This is a genomic window from Draconibacterium sp., assembly GCF_041583095.1.
Classification (GTDB): Bacteria; Bacteroidota; Bacteroidia; order Bacteroidales; family Prolixibacteraceae; genus Draconibacterium.
In genome coordinates this window covers 1-26,627 of the sequence record NZ_JBFHGM010000005.1, presented here as the reverse complement: position 1 = coordinate 26,627, position 26,627 = coordinate 1, and the positions used below count along the sequence as shown (strand labels likewise).

Below are 26,627 nucleotides of genomic sequence, written 5' to 3'. Positions count from 1 at the left end.
TTTTGATTTATTCCTGAGATAGGTAACGTTTTACAGTTTTAATTACAAAATATTTTTTTGTATGAAAATTAGCCGGTAGTTCCCATAGCGTTTGCAATGGCGTTTACCGATAATAACAACTGGTTAAGCATTTCTTTGTTTTCGTCGGCATTGGCATCTTGTTGCCTACGCCACTTGTTAATGTAATGTACCTGGTAGTTGTGCAGCGTATTAAGTGCTTCGGCACGTAACTGCGTGGAATAATAATGACTTTTTCGCCGCTGCTGCATCGGGCGTCCCAACAATTCATTCATAATTTGCTGTGTTTTTTCAAACTCCTGCAGCAAGAGGTTTAAAACCTCAGAACGTGTTTCTTCATTTTTTACCAGGCCGCCGTAAAGCTGCATAATGTCTTTGTCGGTACTGGCCAAACTGGTATCAACATTGGTTAAAACATAGCGAATAAACTGGTTTTTCGGAATCAGCTTTTTTAGTTTGAGATATTTGTCGGGGTATTCTTTTTTCATTTTTTCAAGCGTTGATCCAACCCCGTACCAGCTGGTAATGTGGTAACGCGATTGTCCCCAGCTAAATACCCATGGAATTGCTCTGAGGTCGGAAAAACTTCTTTTGCCGGTTCGCCGTGCCGGGCGCGAACCAATTTTACTTTGCTCGATTACATCGATGGGGGTGGCCTCCTGGTAAAAGTCAAGGAAGTGCTTATTTTGAAGTAATTCGGTGTAGGTGTTGAAACTTTCCTGCCCCATAAATTCCATTATCTCAGCAATATCGTCGCCATCTTCTTCTGGCATTTTGTGCAATAGCGTGTTCAACGCATTTCCCGACATCATTAACTCGAGGTTGTAAACGGCATTTATTTTATTGGCAAATTTCTTTTCAATGCTTTCGCCTTGTTCGGTAATTTTAAAATTGCCCGAAAGCGTTCCGTGTGGTAACGAACGCAAAAACCAGTGAATTGGTCCGGCACCGCGGCTTATCGAACCTCCTTTTCCGTGGAAAAACTTTATGTCGATACCGTATTTTTTACCCACTTCCGTAATTTCTTTTTGTGCTTTGTATAAAAACCAGGCACTGGCCAGTATTCCTCCGTCTTTGTTGCTATCGCTGTAACCGATCATTATTTCCTGTTTTTTTACCGGCAGGTTTTGAGCCTTGCGCTGGTATTCCAGGCTGTTCTGAACTTCAGGATAGCTAAAATATTCTTCCAGTATGGCCGGACTGTCAATCAAATCCTGAATGGTTTCAAAAAGCGGAACAACATGCAGTTTTATGATCATGGTGTCGCGGAAAAGCGTAAGGCCGGCTTCGCGTGCCAGAATATAAACCGTTAGCAAATCGCTTGCACTTTGGGTCATGCTAATAATTATCGAGCCGATGGAATAGTGCGCATATTTTGAAATATGGTTGTTTAGCAACTGAAAACATTCGATGGTGTTTTTCGATTCGGTATCGAGCTGGCTGTAGTCGTGCGTAAAAGGACGCGCCGAGCGTAGTTCCTTTTCCAGAAATGCTTTTTTAGCCTCCTTGGTCCATTCCGTATCTTTGGCGTTAAACGGATCTGATTTTTCAACCAGCTGTTGTAAGGCCAGATGGTAATAACGACTGTTCTGTCTGATGTCGAGTTCGGCCAGATGAAATCCAAAGGACTGGATAAAATATATCGAGCGGTTAACCGATTGGTGGGCAATGTCGTTATAATTTGCTTCCAGCAAGGCGCGTTTTAGCAATTCCAGGTCTTCGAGCAATTGTTTTGAATTATCGTAAGTGCCTTTTTTTTCATCCAGCTCAAACAACTGCGAGTTTCCGATATTAAGTGGCAGTTTATTAATAAAAAGCTGTACAATAAGTTTAAACGCTTCGTTTTTCGATGCCGAAATAATCTTTTTCGTTTTATTACCCGTTTCGGCCACCAGCTCTTTAAACCGGTTAATCATAAACTCAGGCAGGTCTGATATTTCGAAATAGAAACTCAGGTCGTCGGCCAATCTGTTCAGTTCATTCTTAACCGTAATAAAAGCGTTTAAGCGAAGTTTGTGTAAAGCTTTTTGGGTTACCTCGGCAGTAACCAGTGGATGTCCGTCGCGGTCGCCGCCAATCCATGTTCCAAATTTTAATCGCGGAAAATGGTTATTCTGAATGAGTTGAGTTGAGTCGAAACCGGAAAATTCCCAGGCCTGAACAAGCCGGCGATTTAACAACGGGACTACCTCGGGGAACACATTTACAAAGTAGTGAATCGCATTATCCAGCTCGTTTTCAACGGTGGGCTTTTCCATGTAAAACTCGTCGATGTGCCAGATCGAGGAAATAACACGTTTCATTTCTTCGCGGTTTTCCTGTAGTTCATATGAGTTGTACATCGAGTTTTCGCGTTTTACCAAAAGCAGGTACAGCTCGCGGTATTTTTTCAGAATTACCGGACGCTTGGCTTCTGTGGGGTGTGCGGTTAAAACCGGCTGAATGGAAATGTTGCCAAACGATTCAAGTATTTTCTCTTCGGCAATTCCTTTTTCTTTTAAAAGATTTATGCTGTTGGCCCACAGTCCGTTTGTTGCCAGTAGCGAGTTAACTTCTTCGGTTTTTCGCCGTTGTTGTACAGCTCCGTTTGTTTCGGCAAGGTTTAACAGCTGAAAACAAACCGAATACATATTAAAATGTTTTTGCGAAAAATGCCCGGCATTTTGTGAGCTTTCGTTACCAATCCATGGCATTACGGCTGCTACTTCGTTTTCGCCATTTTCGATTAGTACTTCGCGGAAACAGGTTAAGAGAAATTTGAGATCGGAATATGGTTTTCCAAGTTCTTTGATCAAAATCTGCAGATTCGACATCTTGCTATTGTTTTTATTTATAAACCATAACAATTTAAAAGAAAAAAGTTTTTCGTCATAATATTTTTTGCCGGAAAGTGGTAGGCAAAATCTGTTTGCTTGGGTGGCAGTTCGTTAAAATTAAGAGTTTTGAGGTTCGTCGATTTTTGGTTTTATTGAAAAGCTGAGGTGCTGGTAACTTTAACTTATGCCGGTAAAATGGCATTTAGTAAAAGGGCGCTGCCAATACTTTATGGAAATTTGGGAAAGCAGACAGGTTCAGTGTTTTCTGCAAAATATTTTTAAGCAGGAACGGCGCACATTCGCATAGCTTCTTCATTTAAAAAGGCCTGTGCCTGACCATATGATTGCAGGTTTCGTTTTGTGGTGAAAATATGAATCTTCAGATCAGGGTGATCAACCTCTTCTGAAAAAACTTTAAGTTTTCGCGGAATATTTTGCATTGGAATAATTTCACCGGTTTCGTAGTTGTACGTATAGTCATCATGCTCGGCAAACACAAACTCAATACCTGATTGTCCGATTGCCAAATCGTAGAAACGCGAGAAAACGATGTAAATCCTTCCGTTGGGCATTCCGTAATAATGCGCCGGGAAAGCAGTAGGGAGGTAAGATGCGGGGGTTTGGTGAATGATTTTTGCAAGTGCTTTCATATCTTTTAAAATTAAAATGTATCAATAAGCGTATTTAACCAATTGATATCGATATTTACTATTGCCAGTCGTAACACTATTAACTCATCATAACTCCACTTTGGGTGGTGCCTGATTAATTTGCCTATATAAGTATGTTAAAACGTCCTTCCACTATAGATTCTGCAAATTGCCAAAAGGTAATCCTGTAGTGTGTTGGAATTGAGTGGTTTAAGGTTTTTTGAAAAGGATCTAGGCAATTAGCGGATTATGTCTCCGAAAAATACTGAATTCGAAAATAGTTTATTGGTGCCCAGCCATATTCCTCTGAAAGTCATATTGTCGTGGTAGCTTATCAGCTTACCTCTGCCAATATTTTGAACAGTAACAACAGGCGCATTTTTTAGCCGGTTTATATTGTCATCTGAAACCCATCCGCTGAGGTAAGGCGATTGGCTGAATTTAACCGGCTCGACATATTTCTTTTCGAGTGAATTGGCAACTGTTGTGCTCGATTTAAAAAGAGCGAGTTGTTGATCGGAATAGCCAAAACATAATGGGTGTGTTATGTCGATTTCGGTTTCGAAAATAGCGCCGCTAATGTAATTCAGACTTTCTTCTTTACTGCGCTCGGCATAGCTTAAATAACGTGTTGAATCGGGCGAAACGGGCTTTTTAAAAGTGGTGTTGCCGATTTGGTTTTTGGCAGCCCAGGTGGCTGCGTCTTTATAGGCGATTAAAGTTCCGCCTTCGCTAACCCAGCTTTTTAACTTGTTTACCTCCGTTGTTCCCCATTCCGTGAAATTTCCACTCAGGATAATAGTGGTGTAGCTACTAAGTTTTATTTTGCTTAGCGAACTACTTTCGGTAAGTGTTAAAGGAATATGATAACGTTGATCGAAAAGATGCCAGATCTCGCCAACATCGCGGCTGCTGGCACTGCCACCGGCAAAAGTTAAAATTTTGGGTTTGGTAAGCGGCTCAAAGCTGTTACTTCCCAAATCAATTCCTGTGGGGGTTAATCCGCTCGATACGGCGTAGATATCAACTCCGGTATTTTGTGCAACATTTTCCAGAAACGCCTTTGCCTGGCTGCCCGACATAATTTGGTCCTGAACCGGAATAAAAATACTTCCGTACGAAAATGCTTCTTCATTATCATTGCGTGCAATCGTGAATTCTTTTGTGGCTGCATAGGTAAGCAACCCGGCATTCTGAATTTTATAAAGTGCTTCGGCTGTTGAATATTCGTCCCAGCGGAACAGGTAACCAACTGGATTATCTGCTTCAATAAGTTTTCCTGCAATTTTTTGAGCTTCAACCGGCTCGTCGGACAGTGAAACACCGTTAAGACTGCCTAGTTTTGCAGCGTGCAGATCGTAGGCGTGCGGGAAAGTCCAGGTGGAAACATCGTAGAAAGTTGTGTCGGTAAACTCATGCACTTCTTCAAAAATTGAATGGATCAGGCGGTATTGCTTTTGATTAAGCGGAACAACATAAGATGTGCCGCTTTCAAAAGTTTGTCCATCGGCTTCCAGCTTACTTTCGTTTCCGTAAACTTCAATTTGATGGCGGTTTAGCAAATCAACAAAATGTTGCGTTTTAACGCGGTCGGTGCTGCTGCCAAAAATGTAGGCTTTGGTTTTGCTTTTCGCCCCAAGGTCGAGTGCCGAGCTGTAAAATTCCTTTTGCATTTCAAGCAATTCGTCGTGTAAATTCATAGCGGCTTCCAACGTCGACAGGCTGGTTACAAACTGGTTGCGTATACCAAATGCCAGTGTCTTTTGTCCATTCGATGTATTTCTGTACCGGCCTCTAAAACCAGCTTGCTCGAAAAGAATCCCAATGCTTCCGTTCACATCTGGATATGATGATCCTTTGCCGAAATAATAGTCGTCAAATTGTTCTTCAGTAAAATATGCGGAGCCTATTTTGTCTAAAAATTTTGCATGGTATTCGCCTATTTTATGGGTAAGCTCGTAGTTCCTTTCGGGAGTAAGCGGATTGTTTCGGCTTGGTACACCCGGCTGAAAGAAGAAAGTGGAGTTGGCGCCCATTTCGTGATGGTCGGTGACAATGTTTGGTTTCCATTCGTGAAATTTCTGCACGCGGCCTTTACTTTCAGGATGTACCAACAACAAATAATCGCGGTTCAGGTCGAACCAGTAATGATTTGTTCGTCCGGCCGGCCACACTTCCTGAAACTGGCGGGAATTATTATCGCCGTTGGGTGTTGCACTTTGGTGCATGTTGGCCCACATGCTGTGACGTGTAAATCCATCGGGATTTAAACACGGATCAACAATAATGATGGTCTTTTCCAGTAGTTTATCAATTTTTGCTCCTTCGGCAGCAGCCAGGTAGTAGGCGGTCAGCACCGAGGCATTTGTGGCACTCGATTCATTTCCATGAACACCATAAGTTAAACTAACCACCAGCGGCACATCGCTTTTGGCAATATCTTTTCCCGGCTCCGAGAAATTATAATGTAGTTCTTTTAGTTCGTTAAGATTCTGCTGGTTTTCGGGTGAAGTAAAAACCAGGTGAACCAGCGGTCTGTTTTCATACGATCGGGCATATTCATATAGAATTGCCCGGTTGGAACTTTTGGCAATTGTTTTAACATAGTACAAAACCTGATCGTGCGTGAGGTGCCATTCTCCCATTTTTTGCCCGAAAAACTCTTCAGGTGTTGGTATTTCACTATTATAAGTAACGTCGTCAGGTAAAAAGTAGGATAGCTTTTCCTGCGCTTGTGAAAAAATAAAAAGAAATAAAATAAAAATTGTTGTAACAGATCGCTTCATTTTTATACTATTGTTAAATAAGAAGAAGGGTAATTGGTTTATTGGTTTCGAAGATTGAAAAAATATCAGACATTTCAAATAAAGATGCTAAAAAAAGCCTTGTTGCAATGGATGATTGTTTTTGTTTATTAAACTTATTAAACAAATTGTATAAAATTCTTAGAGGCTTAAACCTACAGAGGAAATCAAAGTCAAATAAATTCTAAACCAAGGTTCAAAAAAATTGAAAAAGTCTTTAATTAGTTATGTGCTCCTGTTTTTAGCTCTTTTGTTGGGGAATAATACTTTTTTGTATGGCCAGCAAATTGAAGAGATAAAAATAACTGGTTCGTACCAAAATCAACCACTTGAGCAATTTTTGAATGACCTGGAAACCAATTATAACTTGCGGGTTTACTACAAAAAATCGTGGGTTGATAAAACTACCATTTCCAATCAGTTTGAAAATACACCTTTATTGCAGGCGCTAAATAATGTATTTTATGATTCTGAACTTAGCTACGATTTCTTTCAGAATGATGGAATTGTTGTTTTCAGAAGGTCGGCTGATACCCGGTCGAAGTTTGATGATTACTCGCAAACTTTGGTGGTTGGCGACCCAATGAATTTAGGACGGTACAAAACAGCAAAACTAAAAGGGCGTGTACTCGATGGAAAAGACGGGACTCCACTGGTTGGTGCCGTGGTTTATTGCAATAAGCTGCAAAAAGGCACAACATCTGATGCAAACGGAAGTTTTGAACTGGATTTGCCTACCGGTGATTTTAAATTAACGATCACCTACATTGGTTTCGAAGGCTCTGCAATAGATATTCGCCTGATTGAAGATGGCACTGCAGATCTTCGATTGTTTGAAGAGTCGCATAACCTTGATGAGGTAACTGTGCTCGGATCGGATGGTGATGTACCGCGCGCGCAAATGAGTATGGTGCAAATGACCGGGAAAGAGATTCAGCAATTACCGGCATTAATGGGCGAGGTTGATGTGTTAAAAGGGCTTACCATTTTGGCCGGGGTTCAAACGGTAAGCGAACTGTCATCGGGGTTTAACGTGCGTGGTGGAAACACCGATCAAAACCTTATTCTGGTAAATGGCAGCCCTGTATTTAATTCGTCGCACCTATTTGGCTTTATGTCGCTAATTAATCCCGATGTTGTGGAAAATGTACGCCTATTTAAAGGCGGCATGCCGGCGCGTTACGGCGAGCGGGTGGCGTCGGTAATGGAGGTCGACTTTAAAGAAGGGAATGACGAAACCATACGCTTTTATGGAGGAATCGGAATTATTAACTCACGCCTCGCGCTTGACGGGCCTCTAACAAAAAATAAAAAGTTTACCATTGCTGTTGGCGGCCGTAGTTCGTATACCGACTGGTTGTTACAGGAAATTCCTAATCTCGACCTGAATGAGGGAGTTACCCATTTTTATGATGTGTCGGGGAAACTTACTTATAAGTTCAATCAACACAACAAATTAAGTGTAATGGCTTATACCAGTTTCGATGAGTTTAGTACCAGTTCGCAATCGATAACCGAATATGGAAACCTGCTGGGCAACTTAAAATTGAACAACCGTTTTGGTGAAAAAATTTATGGTGAGCTGGATGCGGCTTACAGCCGTTACGATTACCGACTAACCGACCTGGCCGACAATAAACCTTTTGAAGCTTATTATCTCGATAATCAGTTGCAGTACAGTTCTTTTGCCTATAACTTTAAATGGCACCCCAACGAGCGGCATAATTCCGAAGCCGGTTTTAAAGCTGTTTACAACGAAATCAGTCCCGGAGAAATTATTCCGAAACAGGATACAACGGTAATTGTTGGTCGTAAATTAGCAATGGAGAAAACACTGGACTGGTCGGTGTATATAAGCGACGAATTTCAGGTTTTGCCAAACTTTTCGATTGTAGCCGGTTTGCGTTATAATCATTTCAGTAATATTGGCACTCCGGTTGTTTATTTGTACGATGAGGGGCAACCCAAAGAACCCGGTACGGTGGTCGACTCGCTGCAGTTTGGCAAAAACGAGGCTTCTGCAACTTACGGAGGTATTGAGCCAAGGCTGGCATTGAATTACGATCTTGATATGAATACCTCGCTGAAGTTCAGTTATCAGCGCACACGACAAAATATTTTTCAGCTTAGTAATAATGCAGTAATCTCGCCGGCCGAAACATGGAAGGCAGCCGATTACCATTTAAAACCACTTATTTCCGATCAGGTGGCAGTTGGTGTTGAAAATAACTCCTTGTTATCGCGTGTTGACCTTTCCGCCGAAGTGTACTACAAATACCTGCAAAATCTGATTGAGTATAAAAATGGTGCTCAGCTGATTATGAACGACCATGTTGAAACGGCACTTGTGCCTACAAAAGGTTATTCATATGGAATTGAGCTGAGTGCACGAAAAAATACCGGCCGCTTAACCGGTTATGCCAGCTACGTGTATTCACGAACAATGCGGAAAAATACCAGCGATTTTGGCGAAGAAAATTTGTGGAACGGCGACTATTATCCGTCGATTTACGATAAGCCACACGATTTTTCGCTTACGGCAACTTATAATATTAGTCGCAGGTGGCGTTTCTCGGGTAACTTTGTTATGGTTTCAGGAAGGCCAACCACTTTGCCCGAAATTAAATACAGATTTGCCGGCGAAGACCTGGTTTATTATTCCGATAGAAATAAATACCGCATGCCATCGTATCATCGATTGGATTTGTCGATCACTTTCGATCAGAACCTGCGTAAAAAACGGATGTGGAAAGGCAGCTGGACCTTGTCGGTATACAATGTTTACGGCCGCAATAATCCGTATTCGGTGTATTACAAAAAGTCGGTGCCGGGCGAAAGCAATAATTACACGCGTTACTCGCTGTTTAAACTGTCGGTAATCGGTATTCCGGTACCTTCGCTAACGTATAATTTTAAGTTTTAATGAAGCGCATTGTAACATATAGTTTTATACTATTCATTCTGCTGGCAGGCTGTGAGGATGTTTACCGGCCTGAAATTGATGTGGTTGACAATGTTCTGGTAGCCGATGCACGAATAACTGCCGACCAATCGGTTAATTACATTGATTTATACGAATCGGTAGCTTACTACGACAATGCAAGCACCGGCCCTGCTGTTACCGAGGCTGAAGTTCGGCTTATTGATAATAACGGTAGTGAACTGAAGCTGCCGCATTATTCCGGAGGCCGATACAGGTTAAATAGTTTTCTTAACCCGAATTTACAGTATAAATTGAAAATTGAATACCGGGGAGAAGAATATGAATCGGCCTTTGAGGTTGTGCCCCAAAAACCATCGATTGACAGTGTTTATGGATTTGAGGAAGTTGAAATAAGACAGGAGAGCGGTGATAACGATGTTGATAACGTTGATCGGTTGGAAGGAGTTCGTTTGTATGCTGATATAACTCCCAATAACGAAAATCCTTATTGCAGGTTTACAACCCGCTTTGTTTTGCAATATAACTATGTAATTGAGGTTCCCGGGCCTTTTGGCAGTACGATGCCTGAAACCGTGTATGGATGGAGATCCTCTTATCCGCAGAAGACATTTAATATTGCTGCACCGCCTGAATATTCGGCTTCTAAAGAAATTAAAAAGCACCCCTTATACTTTTTAAAAAATAGAGTGAAATACGAAGAGGAACATATTTTTTCGGGTTGGATTGTGATCCTGTATCAACACGGAATAACTAAAAGTGCTTACTACTATTACGATGATTTGAACAAGCAGCTTGAAGCCGGTGGAAAAATATTTGATCCTTTATATGTTCAGGCACGAAGTAATTTGAGATGTACAACCAACAGTAATCAGAAGATACTCGGAAATTTTGAAATATCAGTGAATAGCGAAACAAGGTATTTTTTGCGATATATTTCTGAAACATCAGGATTTGCATTACATGAGATTGAGGAGCGTTACCACATCCCTTCATCAGGCGAACAAGTGAGTATTATGCCTGAATGGTGGGAGCATCCCTAAATAAAAACCTAATGAGCAGAGCATTCAAAATATTATTTCTTGTTGTAATGGTATGTGCCGGGTTAAAATCCATGGCGCAAACTACCGCCAACAGGGAACTTGTAGTTTTTACCGATCGCGATTTTTGTATTTCGGGAGATACGCTATGGTTAAAAGCATATGTACCAAAAGAGTTGCAACGATATGGTAATATTGTTCATTTGCAGCTGGAATCGCAAACCGGAAATTTAATTGCTTCGCATGCCGTAAAATGCAACAATACACAAGCCGAAGGTTTTATTGCTGTACCCGATTCCCTACAGACCGGATTGTATTTTGTGCATGTCTTTTTCAATGCGCAACGTAACAATGGCGTTCTGAAATGTACAGGCAGGTCGGTATACGTTTATAATCGTTTTGAAGAAGCCATTGAACGGTTACCGGTTGTGGAAGATAAAGCAGCCGTTGTTACGCCGGAAAGTGCCGATAACCAGATCGATATTGATCTTGAGGATGAAAATTACCGTCGGCGCGATGAGGTAAAGGGGAGTATTAATACCGGAGATAACGAGTTTGTATACATGGTGGCAAGTGCGCGGATAATCGAACCTTTTTCTCATAAAAATTCAGGGTTTATGAGCTTTGGAATGAAAGACAGGAATGCAGCTATTCCTCCATTCCCTGAACAAGACGGGGTATTGATAAGTGGTAGCCTTCGCGACAGGGAAACAGGTGATGCAGCCAACGATCTGGTGTTGTTAACAGTAACCGGAAACGAAACATATTTCGATTATTATTATCCCGATTCAACAGGGCTGTTTCATTTCTTCCTGCCCGATGCAAGAGGTAATGCCAATCTAATTCTTCAGCCACTTGCTGTTGGCGATAAACAGTTTAATATTAAGCTGACCCCGAATTTTATGTCAGCCGCAGAACAACTAAAATTCGACTCCACTTTTGTAAATCCAAAGCAGGCTGAAATTATTGAGAACAGCATAAAAGGTACATTCTTTAATAAACTTTTCAGAGGTGTATCAATCAGAAGTAAGGATGATTTCGAGATGCCAAATCCTTACGGAATGCCTTTTTACGGTCAGCCCGATAATCATATAGTTCCCGAACTCTTTATTGATTTGCCCAATTTTAAGGAAATATCGCGCGAATTACTTATAGGGTTTCAGTACCGCTACAGAAACGATGAGGTTACTTTCAGAATGTTAGACTACGGGCAGGATCGGTTTTTCGACACAGAGCCGCTACGCCTTATCAACGGAATTCCGGTGTTTAAAAATTCATTCTTTCAGAATTTACAATCTACTGACATTGCCTCAATCGATTTGGTAAAAAGTGAACGTATTTTTGGCGACCTTCGTTTTAAGGGCGTGCTAATGGTGTCGTTAAATGATAAATCGAATAGCTGGCTGGCGCAACAACCAAATGTTTTTCAGCTAAAAGTGCCGTGTATCGAATTTCCGAAACAGGCTAACTACAACCCGATCGCTGAGGGCAGAACACAACCCGACACCCGTTGGCAGTTTTTAAACGAAGTGGTTGACCCCAATGAAAAATGGCCATTTAGTTTTCAGCTATCTGATGTAAAAGGAGATTTGGAAATAAAAGTTGAGGCGATAACAAAATCGGGTAAACTCTACAGAACGTCAAAAATAATATCGGTACAATGAGCAGCTTAATAAAATATACAGGAGTGATTTTGGGAGTGCTGTTGGCTTTTGTTGTACAGGCTCAGGAGATGGGAATCGATACCTACGAACTTAATAGTGAATCCAATAATCTTCAGGGTAAAATGCTCGGCGAGGTTATTACGCTTGATGCTGAGGTTAATACCTATTTTTTGTATCCTGATGATTGGGTGCCGGGCTCGCTAAAATTTACAAACGGTAATGTGTTCGAAGACCTGCGAATACGTTACCAGGCATTTACCGATGAGCTGATTACCTATAATAAGAACGGACGGTTTTTATACCAGATAGAGAAAGAGCTGGTAGAAAGTTTTACGTTTCAGGATGGAAGCCAAAGTCGAAAATTTGTACGCCTTACAAAAAACAACAACCAGCAAACCAATATGTATTTGGAAGAGCTGTATAAGGGAACTGTTAGTTTGATGGTTAACTGGTATATTTACGAACAATCGGTTAGTCCGTATAAGGATAAAAACGGCATAACACGCGCTGTTGAATACCACCTGCGCAAAGACTATTATTTATACACCGAACAGGATGGTTTAACTAAAATACGACTTAATCGAGCCGCTTTACTCTCCCGGTTTCCTGAAAATCAGAAGCAAATAAGAAAGCTCCTGCGTCAAAATAAATTGCACGTAAACAACGAATTCACAATGGTTAACGCCCTTCGGCTGTTAGCCGAAAACAATCTTACAGAATAAAAATTTCTGTTTAACGCAACCAAATCACAACGCATAACATCTTCATAAAAACAAAAAACATTATGAAGAAACTAATTGTGCTGCTGTGCATCTCGGCATTGTCGCTTTCCGTTTTTGCGCAATCCGAAAAAGGTCATGTCTACCTGAAAAACGGTTCCATAATAAAAGGAAAATACACGTATATAAACGACGGAAAACAATTGCAAATTGAATCGGCCGGAAATGTATGGATTTTCGACGCCGGTGAAGTAGATCACATCGCCTCAAAGCGTGACGTAAAAACAATGTTCGATGAAGAAACGGTAACGGATGTAAAATGGTTTTTCAGAACCGAAATGGGTGTTTTAGCCGGAAATTCGGATAACAGCCAGTCGGCGCCATTTTCCCTTACCGGATCGGCAAACTACCTGGTAGATCAGAATTTATCGGTCGGTCTTGGCTTTGGGGTTGAATTTCTGAAAGAATCGTACATGCCCGTTTTCGCCAATTTCGAATACCGTTTCAAGAGCCAATTATCGAGTCCCTATGTGTTTTTAAAAGCCGGTTATCAGGTTCCTATCGAAGACTCCAACGAAATTTATTACGATGTGTACCCCATCTGGAGCAGTTTTGCGCCCTGGCCGCAAGATATGGGGCAAAACGGTTTCGACTGCAAGGGGGGAGTCCTCATTAATCCCGGACTTGGATATCAGCAAATGCTTTCCAATAGTTTAGGGATAAACTTTGCCGTGGGCTACCAGTTTCACCGCCTGAATTATGATGGAGAAAACGACTACTCGCTCGACATCGACTACAACCGCGTAACCGTTAAAATCGGTATTATTTTCAACTAAAAAACCACAGAAAATGAGAACAATCAAAAATATATTCCTGCTACTGTTTATTGCGCTGGCTTTTTCAGCGTGTATGGATGAGTACACCGAAGAGTTTACGGCCAATTCACCTGTTTACCTATCGTATGAAGATTTGCGCGCTGCAGTTAAATCTGTCGACTCGCGCGAACTTGTAAACCCGGGTAAGATCTATTTTAAAGATGGCTACCTGTTTATTGTTGAAGAATTTGAAGGTGTACATATTATCGACAATCAAAATCCGGCCGATCCGCAAAATGTAGGATTTATTGAAATTCCAGGGAATGTGGATATTGCTATAAAAGAGGATATTCTTTATGCCGACAGTTACATCGACCTGGTGGCCATCGATATTAGCGATATAAACAATCCCGCCGAAGTTGACCGTGTTGAGGATGTGTTACCGTACACTTTGCCACCAGCCGATGACGAGTACCGTTTTGCCGAAGTGGACGAAGAAAAAGGTGTGGTTACCGGTTGGGAAATAAAAAAGGTGCGTCAGGAAATGGAATACCATTATTACCCGATATATCGTTGGGGCTACGCCGAAGATGCCCTTTTTAATGCCGCTCCGAAATTGAGTAGCGCAGGAGGACAAAGTACATTTGGTGTTGGTGGATCGATGGCGCGCTTTGGTTTGTACGACGATTATTTGTATGCAGTTGATGAAACCAACCTTCATGTTTTTGATGTAAAAGTTCCCGGAAATCCATCAGAAATAGGGCAGCAAAACGTAGGTTGGAATGTCGAAACTATGTTTATTTACGATAATCACATGTTTTTGGGAACACGATCAGGCATGCGCATTTTTAATATCGAAGTACCTACTTATCCCGTTTATGTAAGTGATTTTTGGCACGTCACCAGCTGCGATCCGGTGGTAATTGCCGATGGTTACGCATACGTTACCCTGCGTGGCGGAACTACCTGCGGAAGCACGGTTAATCGACTGGATGTGCTACAGTTGGCCAATGATTATGTGGATAACGATTTAATTGCATCGTATCCGCTGCATGGGCCATACGGACTGGGAATAGATGGCGATGTGCTTTTTGTTTGCGATGGCGACGCCGGGCTTAAAGTTTACGATGCCGGGGATAAAACAGCCATCGACGATCATATGATCTCGCATTTTGCCAACATCAACACTTACGATGTGATTCCTTTGGGCGGTTACCTCTTTATGATTGGCGACGATGGATTTTACCAGTACGATTATTCTGATTTGCAAAATATTACCCAGGTAAGTCACATCCCTGTATATCGCGAAGATTAACAGGAGAAGGTACCTTGGGTCCTCCAACTCTTTTAAGATATCTTAAGGCTCGGCAAACTGTCGGGCCTTTTTATTGTTATACCGTTTTAAGTAATTGATTTCGGTTAATAGTTTGCCGATAGAGAAGAGAACCCCAATTATGAACAACGTAAATTTATTGGTGATTTTCAACTACAAATCGGTAATATTCAATCAGTAATCGAGTCAAAATTGTATTTTTGTTATTTGAAAAACTAAAGGAAGAATAGACGGATGAAGACGAAAATTTGGAGGAGATTTGTAGCACCTTTATTGGTGGTGATGAACATTGCAGTGGTAGTAGTTATTCTGGTGTCAGCGCAATCGGGAAAAACTGAAGTAATTGTGGAAAAGGAGGTAATGTACGAACCTGTTGAGTTGCCTGACGCGGTTAGTTTTGCCGGAGAAAAAATGCCGCTCGAACGGTTTTATGTGAAAGAAGCACTCGACCGCGAACTGCTTTCCAACGCCTATTTCCATTCGCAAACCATTCGCTACATAAAATTGGTTCCTCGTTATTTTCCTATTATCGAACCCATCCTGAAAGAACACGGAATTCCTGATGATTTTAAATACCTGGCAGTAGCCGAAAGCGGTTTAGACCCGAGGGCCATTTCGCCTGCGCGGGCAGCTGGTTTCTGGCAGTTGATGGAAGGTACAGCAAAAGATTACGGACTGGAGATAAACAGCGAAGTTGACGAGCGTTACCACATCGAAAAAGCAACACATGTTGCCTGCGAATACATAAAAAAAGCCTACGAAAAATTTGGAAGCTGGACCATGGTTGCCGCTGCCTATAATCGCGGAATGACAGGGGTTAATCGTCAGGTTGTAAGGCAAAAAGAAGATGATTATTACGATTTGCTGATTACCACCGAAACAGCTCGTTATGTGTATCGCATTGTGGCCTTGAAGTTGATTCTCGAAAATCCGGAAAAGTATAAGTTTTTTATTCCCGAAGAGGATAAATACCAGATAATTCCAACAAAAAAAGTGGAGATTAAAGGCTCAGTAGCCAATTTTGCCGACTATGCAATTCAGCATGGAGTGAATTATAAAGTACTCAAAGATTTTAATCCGTGGTTACGGGAGAATGAACTCACTTATTCGGGAAGAAAAAGGTACTGGGTAGAAATTCCGGAATTGTAAAAGCAGATTACTAAAGTTACATCGGCCCAAACTTATATTGATTGTGATGCTGAATTGTTGGCAGCACGAAATTGCTTAAAATGACTAAAAAGAAAGTAGAAACAGATACTGAAGTGCAACTGGCTGAACTTGAATCTGAAGAGAAGATCATTATTCAGGGAGCCCGCGTGCACAACCTCCGCAATATTGATGTTACCATTCCGCGAAATAAACTAACCGTTATAACCGGGTTAAGTGGAAGTGGGAAATCGTCGCTGGCATTCGATACCATTTATGCCGAAGGACAGCGTCGTTACATCGAAACGTTTTCGGCTTATGCGCGCTCGTTTCTCGGAAACATGGAACGCCCCGATGTGGATAAAATCACCGGTTTAAGTCCGGTAATTTCCATCGAACAAAAGGTAACCACCCGAAATCCGCGCTCAACAGTTGGAACGGTAACCGAGATCTACGACTTTTTGCGTTTGTTGTTTGCCCGTGCCGCCGAAGCATTTTCGTACAACACCGGCGAAAAAATGGTGAAGTACACCGAAGAAAAGATCATTAACCTGATTAAGAGTGATTTTGCCGGAAAACGTATCAATATTCTCGCACCTGTGGTAAAAGGCCGTAAAGGGCATTACCGCGAGCTGTTTGAGCAAATTCGCCGAAAAGGATTCCTGACTGCACGTATCGATGGAGAATTGACCGAACTGATGCACAACCATAAAGTGGATCGTTACAAAAATCACTTTATCGAGATTCTGATCGACAAACTGGTGGTTGACGAAGCCAGTACAAAACGCCTGAAAGACAGTGTGCAGACGGCCATGAAACATGGCCACGGAATTCTTATGATTCTTGATCACGATACCAACGAAGCCAAGTACTACAGCCGTTTATTGATGTGCCCGACTACCGGAATTTCATACAACGAACCGGCACCGCATAATTTTTCTTTCAACTCGCCGCAGGGAGCTTGTCCAAAGTGTAACGGGCTTGGCCGTGTTACCGAGATTGATTTGGATAAGATTATGCCCGAGAAAGACAAAAGCATTAATAAAGGTGGAATCGCTCCGCTTGGCCCTTATAAAAACACGCTCATTTTCTGGCAGATCGAAGCGCTTGGAGAGAAACATGGTTTCACGCTGAAAACGCCGGTAAAAGATATTCCCGAAGAAGGGCTGAACGAAGTTTTATTTGGCACCAACGACCGCATTCAGCTAAAAAATACACCGCTTGGTAACAGTCTGAACTACATGATGAGTTACGACGGGGTGATAAAATACATCGACAATCAGCGTGAAGAAAGCACTTCGAAAACGGCACAGAAATGGGCCAACCAGTTTGTGAAAACCATTGAGTGCCCTGAGTGTAAAGGCATGCGACTGAAAAATGAATCGCTACATTTTAAAATCGATGGAAAAAACATTTCGGAACTGGCAAAAATGGATCTTGACGAACTGGGGGAATGGCTCAATGGTTTGGAAGAACGTATTTCTGAGCGCCAGTTAAAAATTGGCGCTGAGGTGATCAAAGAGATCCGCGATCGTCTTGGTTTTATGCTGGGCGTAGGTTTGAATTACCTGGCACTCGATCGCACTGCACAAAGTCTTTCGGGGGGAGAATCGCAACGTATTCGCTTGGCTACACAAATTGGCTCGCAACTGGTAAACGTGCTTTATATTTTGGATGAACCGAGTATCGGGCTTCACCACCGCGATAACCTGAAACTGATCCAAGCGCTGGAGCAACTGCGCGATTCGGGCAACTCGGTAATTGTGGTGGAACACGACCGCGATACCATGTTACATGCCGATCACCTGATTGACATGGGGCCACACGCCGGTCGTCACGGAGGCGAAGTAGTGGCCGCCGGAACACCACAGGAAGTGCTGAAATCGAAATCACTCACTGCTGATTACCTCAACGACAGAAGACAAATTGAGGTGCCTGCCGTGCGCAGAAACGGGAAATCGGATATTTTAAAGGTCACCGGTTGTACGGGTAATAACCTGAACAACGTAACGCTCGAAATTCCACTGGGTAAATTTATCTGTGTTACAGGTGTTTCCGGCTCGGGAAAATCAACGCTGATAAACGAAACACTTCAGCCTATTTTAAGCCAGCATTTTTATAAATCACTGAAAGATCCGCTGCCCTATAAAAAGGTGGAAGGGCTGGAGTTGATCGATAAAGTTATTCGTGTCGACCAGTCGCCGATTGGACGCACACCACGCTCGAACCCGGTTACCTATACCAATGTTTTTGGCGATATCAGAACTTTGTTTGCCCAATTACCTGAGGCCAAAATACGTGGTTATAAACCCGGTCGCTTTTCGTTTAACGTAAAAGGCGGACGCTGCGAAGAATGTCAGGGTGGAGGCTTGAAACTTATTGAAATGAACTTCCTGCCCGATGTTTATGTGCATTGCGATAAATGTAACGGCAAACGCTACAACCGCGAAACACTTGAAGTGCGCTACAAAGGAAAATCCATCAGCGATGTGCTGGATATGACCATCAACCAGGGTGTAGAGTTTTTCGAGCATATCCCATCCATTGCCACTAAGCTGAGTACTTTGCAGGATGTTGGTTTGGGCTACATTACGTTGGGGCAGTCGTCAACTACGCTTTCGGGTGGTGAATCGCAACGGGTAAAACTGGCTGCCGAGCTGGCAAAACGCGACACCGGGAAAACCATTTATATTCTGGATGAACCTACAACCGGTTTGCATTTCGAGGATGTACGTGTACTGCTCGAGGTGCTGAACAAGTTGGTAGAAAAAGGAAACACGGTAATTGTTATCGAGCACAATATGGATGTTATAAAAGTTGCTGATCACATTATTGATGTTGGCCCGGAAGGCGGAAAACACGGTGGCAAAATTCTCTGTACCGGAACACCTGAAGAGGTTTGCAAAAATAAAAAATCGCATACCGCTAAATACCTGAAACAAGAGCTGGGATTGTAAAATCTGCTCGGATTTTACCACAAAGAACACCAGGTCAGAATGTATCGCCAATTGACTCGAAAAAATTCTTCGTGTCTTTGTGACTTTGTGTTTTTATTTTCAATTTCATTCTTTCGCAAAGGCTTTTCATCTGCGAAAAACTTTGGTTTCAACTGTAATTGCTCATCGCATTTTCATACTTTTACCTGAAGAAACAGATGACAGTTACTATGAAAGACATTGAAATTTATTGCCGAAATACACATACATCCCATATTTATCCTATGGGTACCTCATTGCTCGAAATCAGTAATGACCTGAATATAAAACTCCAAAACCAGGTTTGCGGTGCTATTGTAAACCACCAGGTTAAGGAATTGTCGTTTTGTGTGGTAAAACCCAAGCACATCGAGTTTATCGACTTTTCACATCCCGACGGAATGAGAATGTACATCAGGAGTTTGATTTTTGTGTTGTATGCCGCCGTTAAAGAGGTTTTTCCGCATGTCGCATTTAAAGTGCAAAATGGCATAAGTAACGGCTATTTTTGCGAATTGCAGGGACTGGAACGCGAGATTTCCGAATCTGATATTTTTTCCATAAAACAGGAAATGAATGCCCTTATCGAGGCCGATATCCCTTTTGTAAAGAAAGGTATTATCACCTCACATGCCGTTGATTTATTGGCAAAACAGGGGCTGGAAGATAAAGCGCAACTGTTCGAGCAGCAGGGGCGTATGTATTCGTATCTTTATTTTCTGAATGATCTTGGCGATTATTTCTATGGTAACCTGTTGCCCTCAACCGGATACATTTCGAATTATGGACTGGTGCCGTATTTTGATGGTTTATTGTTGCAGGTGCCCCGGCGAAAACATTTCAAAAAGCTGCATAAAGTAGTTTACAACGATAAACTGTTCGAGATTTTCCAGGAGCAAAAAGACTGGGCCGAAATTCTGAACGTTTCCACCATTGGAAGTTTAAACGATTTTGCGCTGCAAAACCGAAGTGGCGATATCATAAAAATATCGGAAGCACTGCACGAGAAAAAGATTGCGGAGATTGCCAACCAGATATCGGCACGCGGAAATGGAACCAAGGTGGTGCTTGTTGCCGGGCCGTCGGCTTCGGGGAAAACCACATTTAGCAAACGTCTTGGTGTGCAGCTGGCAGTAAACGGTATGCGCCCTTACCAGGTGTCGCTCGACGATTATTTTGTTGATCGCGAACATACCCCGAAAGATGAACATGGCGAATACGATTTTGAAGCGCTCGAAGCCATCGATATTGAGTTCTTTAACCACCAGCTGATCGAACTTTTTGAAGGCAAGGAAGTACGCTTGCCGAGGTTCGATTTTCATAGTGGCAAACGTATGCAAAATGGCAAAACGCTGAAACTCGAAAAAGATGATATTCTGATTGTCGAAGGTATTCACGGAATGAATCCCGGCCTGCTGACCGATGTGGCGGAACAGAACACCTTTAAGATTTTTATTTCGGCACTTACCCAGATTTCGGTGGATGAACATACGCATATTTCTACAGCTGATAACCGTTTGCTGCGCCGTATGATTCGCGACAGCCGATACCGCGGCTACCGTGCTGCCGATACGATTAAACGTTGGCCGTCGGTGCGAAAGGGCGAGGAGAAAAATATTTTTCCTTACCAGGAAAATGCCGATGTAATGTTTAACTCGGCAACCATTTATGAGCTGGCCGTTCTAAAAAAATATGCCGAGCCGATCTTAAAATTGGTGCTCGAGAATCAGCCGGAGTATATGGAGTCGACACGTTTACTGGAATTCCTGTCGTACTTTAAACCCATCAGCGACGTGGAAATCCCGCCAACTTCGCTATTGCGCGAGTTTTTAGGGGGAAGTAGTTTTGCGTATTAAATTGGAGTTTAAAGCTTAATTCTGGAATTATTTTTTGCACCGTTCTTTAGAGCGGTGGTTAAGCACAGAGTAAGTAGCTGTAATTTTTTATGATTTTTGTATACTTCATGATACAAAATCCTAAAAAATTATTTTGTCTGGGCAAATTCATATCACCGCATTGAAAGACGGTGCAAAAAATACGGTTCTATTTGAGCGTATTTTCAAACCTAATTACTCCCCAAAAACCGACAACACCGGCAATGCTTTGTTATCAAAATCAAAAACTGCCTGGTTTTCCCATGGTGATGCATCGGTGGCTTCCGGGCCTTTCCACGCAATGAGTTCGGCTCCCCAGTAACAAAAACCACGGCCTTTTTCAACTTCGTCAAACGAAATTTGTTTGATCCGTTCGATAAACTGTTGCTGTCCCGTTTCTGTGGCCGGGTAATCAGGCAGAATCAACTGGTCGTTTTGCCCCACAATGTTGTTGGTCCAGTCGTTCCAGTCGAGGGTAAAAGGGTAGGCAGTTTCGGCCAGTACAATTTCTTTGTTAAATGTTTCGCTCAGGTTGGTCATGGTGGTTTTCAGGCTTGTTAAACTTTTACCATGCCAAATGGGGTAGTACGATAACCCAATCATGTCGTAATCGAGGTTACGAACCACATTAAAAAACCAGTCGGCGTTGTTTATACCTGCATAGTGGATCATAATTTCTGTGGTTGAGGAATTATCTCGTACCGCCTGAATTCCTTTTTCCATCAACTCCAGAAACTGAAAAGTCTGGTTCTGGATGTTTCCTTCAGGATGCAAAAATCCACTGTTTATTTCATTCCCGATCTGAATGTAGTCAGGTGAAATTTCGGTCATAATTTTTTGTGTGTAGGCATAAACGCTGTCTTTTAATGCTGGGTATGAAATGTTGCTCCAACGTGCGGGCTTGCTTTGTTGCCCCGGATCGGCCCAGGTATCGGAATAGTGAACGGTTAGCCAGATCGCGAAACCTTTTGCCCTTAATTGGTTGGCGAACGTTTTTACCTCATTAAAACCCGAATGTTCGTTTTCCGGATCTACCCACAAACGCAGTCGAACCGTGTTCACTCCATTCTCTTTTACGATGTTGAGAAAGTCTTTTGCATTGTTGTCAAGATCGTAAAATGTTGGGTTGCTCAATTCAATTTCGGGTAACTGCGACAAGTCCATGGCTGCTATCAGTTCCTTTGTTTCGGGATCGGGTGTTGGGTCAACCGGATCCTTATTATCGTCGGAGCAGGCGGCAAAAAATAGAACTGCCACCAGCAGTAAGTGTATCCATTTAACTCGTTTCATCTTTTCTGTTTTCTTCATTATTTTCCGAATCACAAATGTACTTTTCATGGGAACAAGAACCAACTTCAGTACCCCTTATATTTGCTCTACATTAGGCAGTTTGTAACTTTTGTAAGCGCCGGCTAGTCCAAGAACCGACAGTAGTAGAATCACGCCTTCAACCGACAACAACGAAACCAAAGCACTTAATCCGCCCACCATTAAAAGTATAATGCCAATAACGGTATTGCTAACCGATACGTAGCTGGTGCGCTCATTCCCGGTGGCCATATCGATTACATAGGTTTTGCGGCCCAAACGAACACCCTGATGGGCAATGCCTAAAATAAACAGCACAACCGGGTAGAGCCATTTTGCACTTCGCAAGGCCTCGAAATACGAAATGGTGAAAAAGATAAATATGCCAAGAACGGAAGCGATAAGCACAGCCACTGCCATAATGTTCTTACTCGACTTATCGGCATATTTGCCCCAAACCGGCGAGCTTACTATCGATGCAACCCCTTTGGCAATAATAAACAAACCGAGCAGGTAGGCCTCTTTACCCACATGCTCCTGCGCCAGTACAACATAAAACGGAGCCGACAAGGCGGTACATAAAAGCAGGGTGCGGGCTATAATAAAATCGCGGAAATGTTTATCGGTTTTAAGCAATTTAAATCCCGACAAAATGCTTTCGGTGTTAGAGGACTTCTCTTCAACCGGGCTTTGGAATTCCTTAATTCGTGAATAAATAAATGCTGCCACCAGCCAGGTTGCCGAAGCAAAAAAGATGATATTGGTGTAAAAGTTTATGGTGGTATCTTTTTCCGACTGATACAACATAAACAACCCTGCTACCAGTACCAGCACTCCCGACACAGAAACGGAATAACCTTTCATACGCCCGCGGCGGGTTTTGGGGATGGTTTTCCCGATAATGTCTTTCGAGGTCAGCGAACTCATACCTCGCGATAAACTAAAAAGTACAACAGCAGCCACGATCAGCCATCCGGCAGTAAAGCCTTTAAAGTTCAGTGCAATAATGCCAATGGCGCCGATGGCCAGAAACTGCAATAAAGCCCCAATGACCCATAGCCATTTTCGTATGGCACGTTTGTGAATAATGGGAACAAAAAACACCTGTGGCACCATCGATCCCGATTCGCGCAGCGGAACAATTAAACTGATCAGGTACACCGGTGCGCTTACATAGCTCATTAACCAGGTTAAAACGGTTTTGGGGTTGCTCAGCGTATCGCCAAGCTGGGTAAATACATTACTGAAAATTTGTAAAAAGAAGTTGCGGGGAACATATTTGCATGCCTCGTCGGTAATGTCGGTGCAAACACCTTGTTTGTCTCCTTTGTTCAGATAATTGTAAAGTCTCTCAAACATGTTTTGCTTTTTCTGCTCCAGTATTTCGGTGGAATTTTCTGGTATAACATTTTAACAGAGCTATAGTTTGTTAAGGCGTTGATTTATTTGTTTTTCTCTTTTACAACCAAATTGATTGTGTGTGTTAAGAGCTCCGACCCTCCTGAAGCACCGTGCCCGGGAATGATAATTTTAGCATCAGGATATTTTGTTTTTACTTGTTGAACCGTTGTGTCCCAGTCGTTGACAACGGCATCACTGAGATTGCCGAGATTTCTCGAATTGGCCGATTTTATCAGGCAGCCACCAAACAGAATCTTTTCCATGGGCAGCCAAACCGTAATATTGTCAAACGAATGTCCGGCGCCCAGGTAGCGGCATTCAATGGAGGCGCCATAAAAATCAAAAATCAGCGAGTCGGTGAAAGCAGTTGAGGGCTCGGGAATTCCCAATTCTCGGCATTTACTGATGGTCATTGAATTTGCAATTGATTCCACCCCAATACTGTTAAGATAGGTGATACCCCCCAAACAATCGTTGTGAAAATGGCAGGCGATCAGTTTTTCCACTTGGGCAGAGAACGAATTCTGAATGTATGTAGTTAGCTTTTTAGTTTTCTCATTGTCCATCGGCGAGTCAATAAGCAAGGCATGTCCGTTTCGGATAATTACCAAACCATTGGAAGAAAAACGGCCAAAGTTTTCCAGTTCATCAAAGGTAATATGCAGAAAGATCGAATCCTGAAGATGTACCAGTTGGATATTATCATCTATCTCAATTTTGTTATCGGTTTGCGCATAACAAAAGTTGATTGTAATTATTCCGACTATTAACAGGAAGATGCTTTTGTAGCTCATTATGTTACAGTATTAGGATGAAAAGTAGTTGTTGTGAAAATACTAACTTTACAGTTTGGAGCCGCCCTGAAATGTATAAATTGTTTTTTGTTGAACACCCAAATATCAGATTATTAATTTGTTGAGCCCGGCTTTTAGCATTTTAATTCTGTCTTTTGAGTGTTGCAGAGTAGCATTGGCCCAGCTTCGCTTATTCTGTAAATAATTTGTTGACCGCAATAAAATAGAATTGTTGCGAAAATATTCTGGTAAAAAGGCCAAGCTATTTAAAATCGATATATTATCTGTTGTCTCTTTCTGTTGGTTTAATAATCATTCTGAAATATTGGTCTTTGTAAATGTAATATCCCAACCAGTTATACAAGGTTCTTGTTTTGTTTTTAAAATTCACAAGTCCCATTATATGCACAAAAATCCAAATAAGCCAGGCGCTAAAACCTTTTACAGAATATTTCTGCCCCGGGAAATCAAGCACTGCCTTATTTCTCCCAATTATTGCCAACGAGCCTTTGTCGGTGTAATGAAATGGCTTCCAGCTATTGTCTTTCCGCATTAAGTTTTCTGCCAGATTTTTTGCCTGTTGTAGTGCCGGTTGTGCCAATTGTGGGTGTCCGTTGGGATAATTTTTATCGCCAAGCACCAGTGCACAGTCTCCTAACGCATAAATATTATCGTAGGAGTGGACTTGATTAAATTGATTCGTTTTTAATCGTTTACCAGCTCCAAAACATTCTTCAGAAAAACCCGGAAAAGTTTTTGCCGAAACTCCGGCTGCCCAAATCAGGTTTTTTGATGGAATTTCCTTGCCATTGGATAAATACACGGTTTCGTCGTGAAAATCCTTCACCATTGTATTCATGATTAAATTTACACCCAATTCTGATAATTTTTTAGCGGTGTACTTCTGGGCATGTTCCGACATGGGGGCTAATACAGATGCTTGTCGGTCAATCAGGCTAATTTCTCCAAGATCTGTTTTCTTTAATTCCGGATAATCCTTTATAATAATCGAACTTCTCATTTCGGCTAAAATACCCGAAAGTTCAACTCCGGTAGGTCCCGCGCCTGCAATAACAAATGTCAGGTGTTTTTTCCGCTCTTCTTCATCGGGTATTCTTGTAGCGCGGTCAAGGCGGGTTAGAATAACATTTCGTAGCGACAATGAATCGCTTATGGTTTTCATTGGCAAACTATCTCTCTCAATGTTTTTGTTCCCAAAAAAGTTTGTCTCCGTACCGGTGGCCATTACTAAAATGTCATATTCCATCTCGCCGTTGCTCAGTATTATTTTGTTCTCTTCGGGTACAACTTTTTCAAGAGAGCCAAGTCGAAAACCGGCGTTTTTAAATTTTCGCAGAATTTTACGAAACGGATAACTTATTGCCGACGGTTCCATAAAACCTGTTGATACCTGGTAGATTAAAGGTGGAAAGAAATTATAGTTGTTGCTGTCGACCAAAACAACCTGGTATTCGGTTGAATTCCCTAACCTTTTTACAAGTTCCAAACCTGCAAAACCTCCTCCCACAACAACAATCTTTTTTGTGTTTTTCATCGCGAATTTATCTTTTACACAAGGTAACAAAGGAAGTAGGGGCAATTGTTCTAAAAATTAAACGGGTTTAAGAAATTTGTGGTTTGGAATTTGGTAGAAGTGACTTGTAATGAATGATTTGGGGGTGTGATAAAAGCCCGGCACAGAACCGGGCTTTTGAAATTTTATTGAGAATAATATTATTTCAGCGCAACTTGTTTTTTCAAACGGATATCACCTGAAGAGGCACCAACCAATAATTCAATATCGCAAAGGTCGTTGTCCCAGGCGTGTTTCTCTTCGTTCCAGTATTGCAGTTTCTCTCCTGGAATTTCCAAAGTTACAGTCTGGTTTTTACCCGGCTCAAGTGCCACACGTGTAAATGCTTTTAACTCTTTAAGTGGCCATTCAACCGATGGGTTAATGCGGTGCACATACACCTGAACCACCTCTTCGGCAGCCATTTCTCCGGTATTGCTTAAGTTGAACGACAACGAAATCGTTTCGTCAGCGCCATAACTTTCTTTGCTTGTATTCAGGTCGGTATAAGCAAATTCGGTGTACGATAAACCATGGCCGAAAGGATACATTACCGGTTTGTTTTTGGTATCGAACCAGCGGTAACCCACAAGCGATTCTTCCGAATAATAAGCCGTGTTCGGATCGTTTTCCAGCTTTCCGTCGGCAGCGTGTGCTTCCGATTCTTTTTCTTCAACAAGGTCAACAAAAATATCGCCTTTTTTTGCTCCCTGCGGATAGTTGCCCAGCGCATAAGCCGGCGAATCTTCCAGTTTT

Annotated in this window: 17 protein-coding genes; 9 read left to right on the top strand and 8 right to left on the bottom strand. The window is 42.1% G+C overall.

From position 1 onward, the window contains the following. Window positions 1-68: 68 nt before the first annotated feature. The 3 genes from ABZB17_RS00820 to ABZB17_RS00810 form a co-directional block, all read right to left on the bottom strand. Window positions 69-2,831: a phosphoenolpyruvate carboxylase gene (locus ABZB17_RS00820; protein ID WP_372647406.1), complete on the bottom strand. Its 2,763-nt coding sequence runs from the start codon at window positions 2,829-2,831 to the stop codon at window positions 69-71. A gap of 281 nt (window positions 2,832-3,112) precedes the next feature. Further along, complete coding sequence (locus ABZB17_RS00815; protein WP_372647404.1) at window positions 3,113-3,484, bottom strand: hypothetical protein; 372 nt, start codon at window positions 3,482-3,484, stop codon at window positions 3,113-3,115. Between the two features lie 239 nt (window positions 3,485-3,723). Then, the gene (locus ABZB17_RS00810) at window positions 3,724-6,270 is read right to left on the bottom strand and encodes a M14 family zinc carboxypeptidase (protein WP_372647403.1); all 2,547 of its coding nucleotides are present in this window, start codon (window positions 6,268-6,270) and stop codon (window positions 3,724-3,726) included. Between the two features lie 223 nt (window positions 6,271-6,493). On the opposite strand from ABZB17_RS00810, the gene ABZB17_RS00805 reads away from it, so the two are divergent. The 9 genes from ABZB17_RS00805 (at window position 6,494) to ABZB17_RS00765 (ending at window position 20,777) form a co-directional block, all read left to right on the top strand. Next, window positions 6,494-9,211 carry a TonB-dependent receptor domain-containing protein gene (locus tag ABZB17_RS00805; RefSeq protein WP_372647402.1) on the top strand — a complete coding sequence of 906 codons (2,718 nt, stop codon included), beginning with the start codon at window positions 6,494-6,496 and terminating at the stop codon, window positions 9,209-9,211. Further along, window positions 9,211-10,272 (top strand): DUF4249 domain-containing protein, encoded by a 1,062-nt coding sequence (locus tag ABZB17_RS00800; protein WP_372647401.1) that lies wholly within the window; start codon window positions 9,211-9,213, stop codon window positions 10,270-10,272. Before ABZB17_RS00805 ends, ABZB17_RS00800 begins: the two co-directional genes overlap by 1 nt. An 11-nt stretch (window positions 10,273-10,283) precedes the next feature. After that, on the top strand, window positions 10,284-11,933 hold the full coding sequence (locus ABZB17_RS00795; protein ID WP_372647400.1) for a hypothetical protein: 1,650 nt from the start codon (window positions 10,284-10,286) through the stop codon (window positions 11,931-11,933). Beyond that, window positions 11,930-12,655 (top strand): hypothetical protein, encoded by a 726-nt coding sequence (locus ABZB17_RS00790; RefSeq protein ID WP_372647399.1) that lies wholly within the window; start codon window positions 11,930-11,932, stop codon window positions 12,653-12,655. Before ABZB17_RS00795 ends, ABZB17_RS00790 begins: the two co-directional genes overlap by 4 nt. 62 nt (window positions 12,656-12,717) lie before the next feature. Next, the gene (locus tag ABZB17_RS00785) at window positions 12,718-13,488 is read left to right on the top strand and encodes a hypothetical protein (protein WP_372647398.1); all 771 of its coding nucleotides are present in this window, start codon (window positions 12,718-12,720) and stop codon (window positions 13,486-13,488) included. 13 nt (window positions 13,489-13,501) lie between these two features. After that, complete coding sequence (locus ABZB17_RS00780) at window positions 13,502-14,782, top strand: LVIVD repeat-containing protein (protein WP_372647397.1); 1,281 nt, start codon at window positions 13,502-13,504, stop codon at window positions 14,780-14,782. Between the two features lie 252 nt (window positions 14,783-15,034). Then, window positions 15,035-15,949: a lytic transglycosylase domain-containing protein gene (locus tag ABZB17_RS00775; RefSeq protein WP_372647396.1), complete on the top strand. Its 915-nt coding sequence runs from the start codon at window positions 15,035-15,037 to the stop codon at window positions 15,947-15,949. 80 nt (window positions 15,950-16,029) lie between these two features. Next, a complete protein-coding gene (uvrA, locus tag ABZB17_RS00770; RefSeq protein ID WP_372647395.1) occupies window positions 16,030-18,903 on the top strand; it encodes an excinuclease ABC subunit UvrA in 2,874 nt (957 codons plus the stop codon). 209 nt (window positions 18,904-19,112) lie between these two features. Then, window positions 19,113-20,777 (top strand): nucleoside kinase, encoded by a 1,665-nt coding sequence (locus ABZB17_RS00765; protein ID WP_372647394.1) that lies wholly within the window; start codon window positions 19,113-19,115, stop codon window positions 20,775-20,777. Window positions 20,778-20,990: 213 nt separating this feature from the next. Here ABZB17_RS00765 and ABZB17_RS00760 read toward each other — a convergent pair whose 3' ends face one another. The 5 genes from ABZB17_RS00760 to ABZB17_RS00740 form a co-directional block, all read right to left on the bottom strand. Beyond that, window positions 20,991-22,085: an arabinogalactan endo-beta-1,4-galactanase gene (locus ABZB17_RS00760; RefSeq protein WP_372647393.1), complete on the bottom strand. Its 1,095-nt coding sequence runs from the start codon at window positions 22,083-22,085 to the stop codon at window positions 20,991-20,993. Between the two features lie 75 nt (window positions 22,086-22,160). Further along, complete coding sequence (locus ABZB17_RS00755) at window positions 22,161-23,462, bottom strand: MFS transporter (RefSeq protein WP_372647392.1); 1,302 nt, start codon at window positions 23,460-23,462, stop codon at window positions 22,161-22,163. Window positions 23,463-23,545: 83 nt separating this feature from the next. Continuing rightward, complete coding sequence (bla, locus tag ABZB17_RS00750; RefSeq protein ID WP_372647391.1) at window positions 23,546-24,298, bottom strand: subclass B1 metallo-beta-lactamase; 753 nt, start codon at window positions 24,296-24,298, stop codon at window positions 23,546-23,548. Between the two features lie 280 nt (window positions 24,299-24,578). After that, on the bottom strand, window positions 24,579-25,853 hold the full coding sequence (locus ABZB17_RS00745) for an NAD(P)/FAD-dependent oxidoreductase (protein ID WP_372647390.1): 1,275 nt from the start codon (window positions 25,851-25,853) through the stop codon (window positions 24,579-24,581). A 179-nt stretch (window positions 25,854-26,032) separates the two neighbouring features. Further along, on the bottom strand, window positions 26,033-26,627 hold a 595-nt coding region (locus ABZB17_RS00740), incomplete at its 5' end, for a fibronectin type III-like domain-contianing protein (protein ID WP_372647389.1).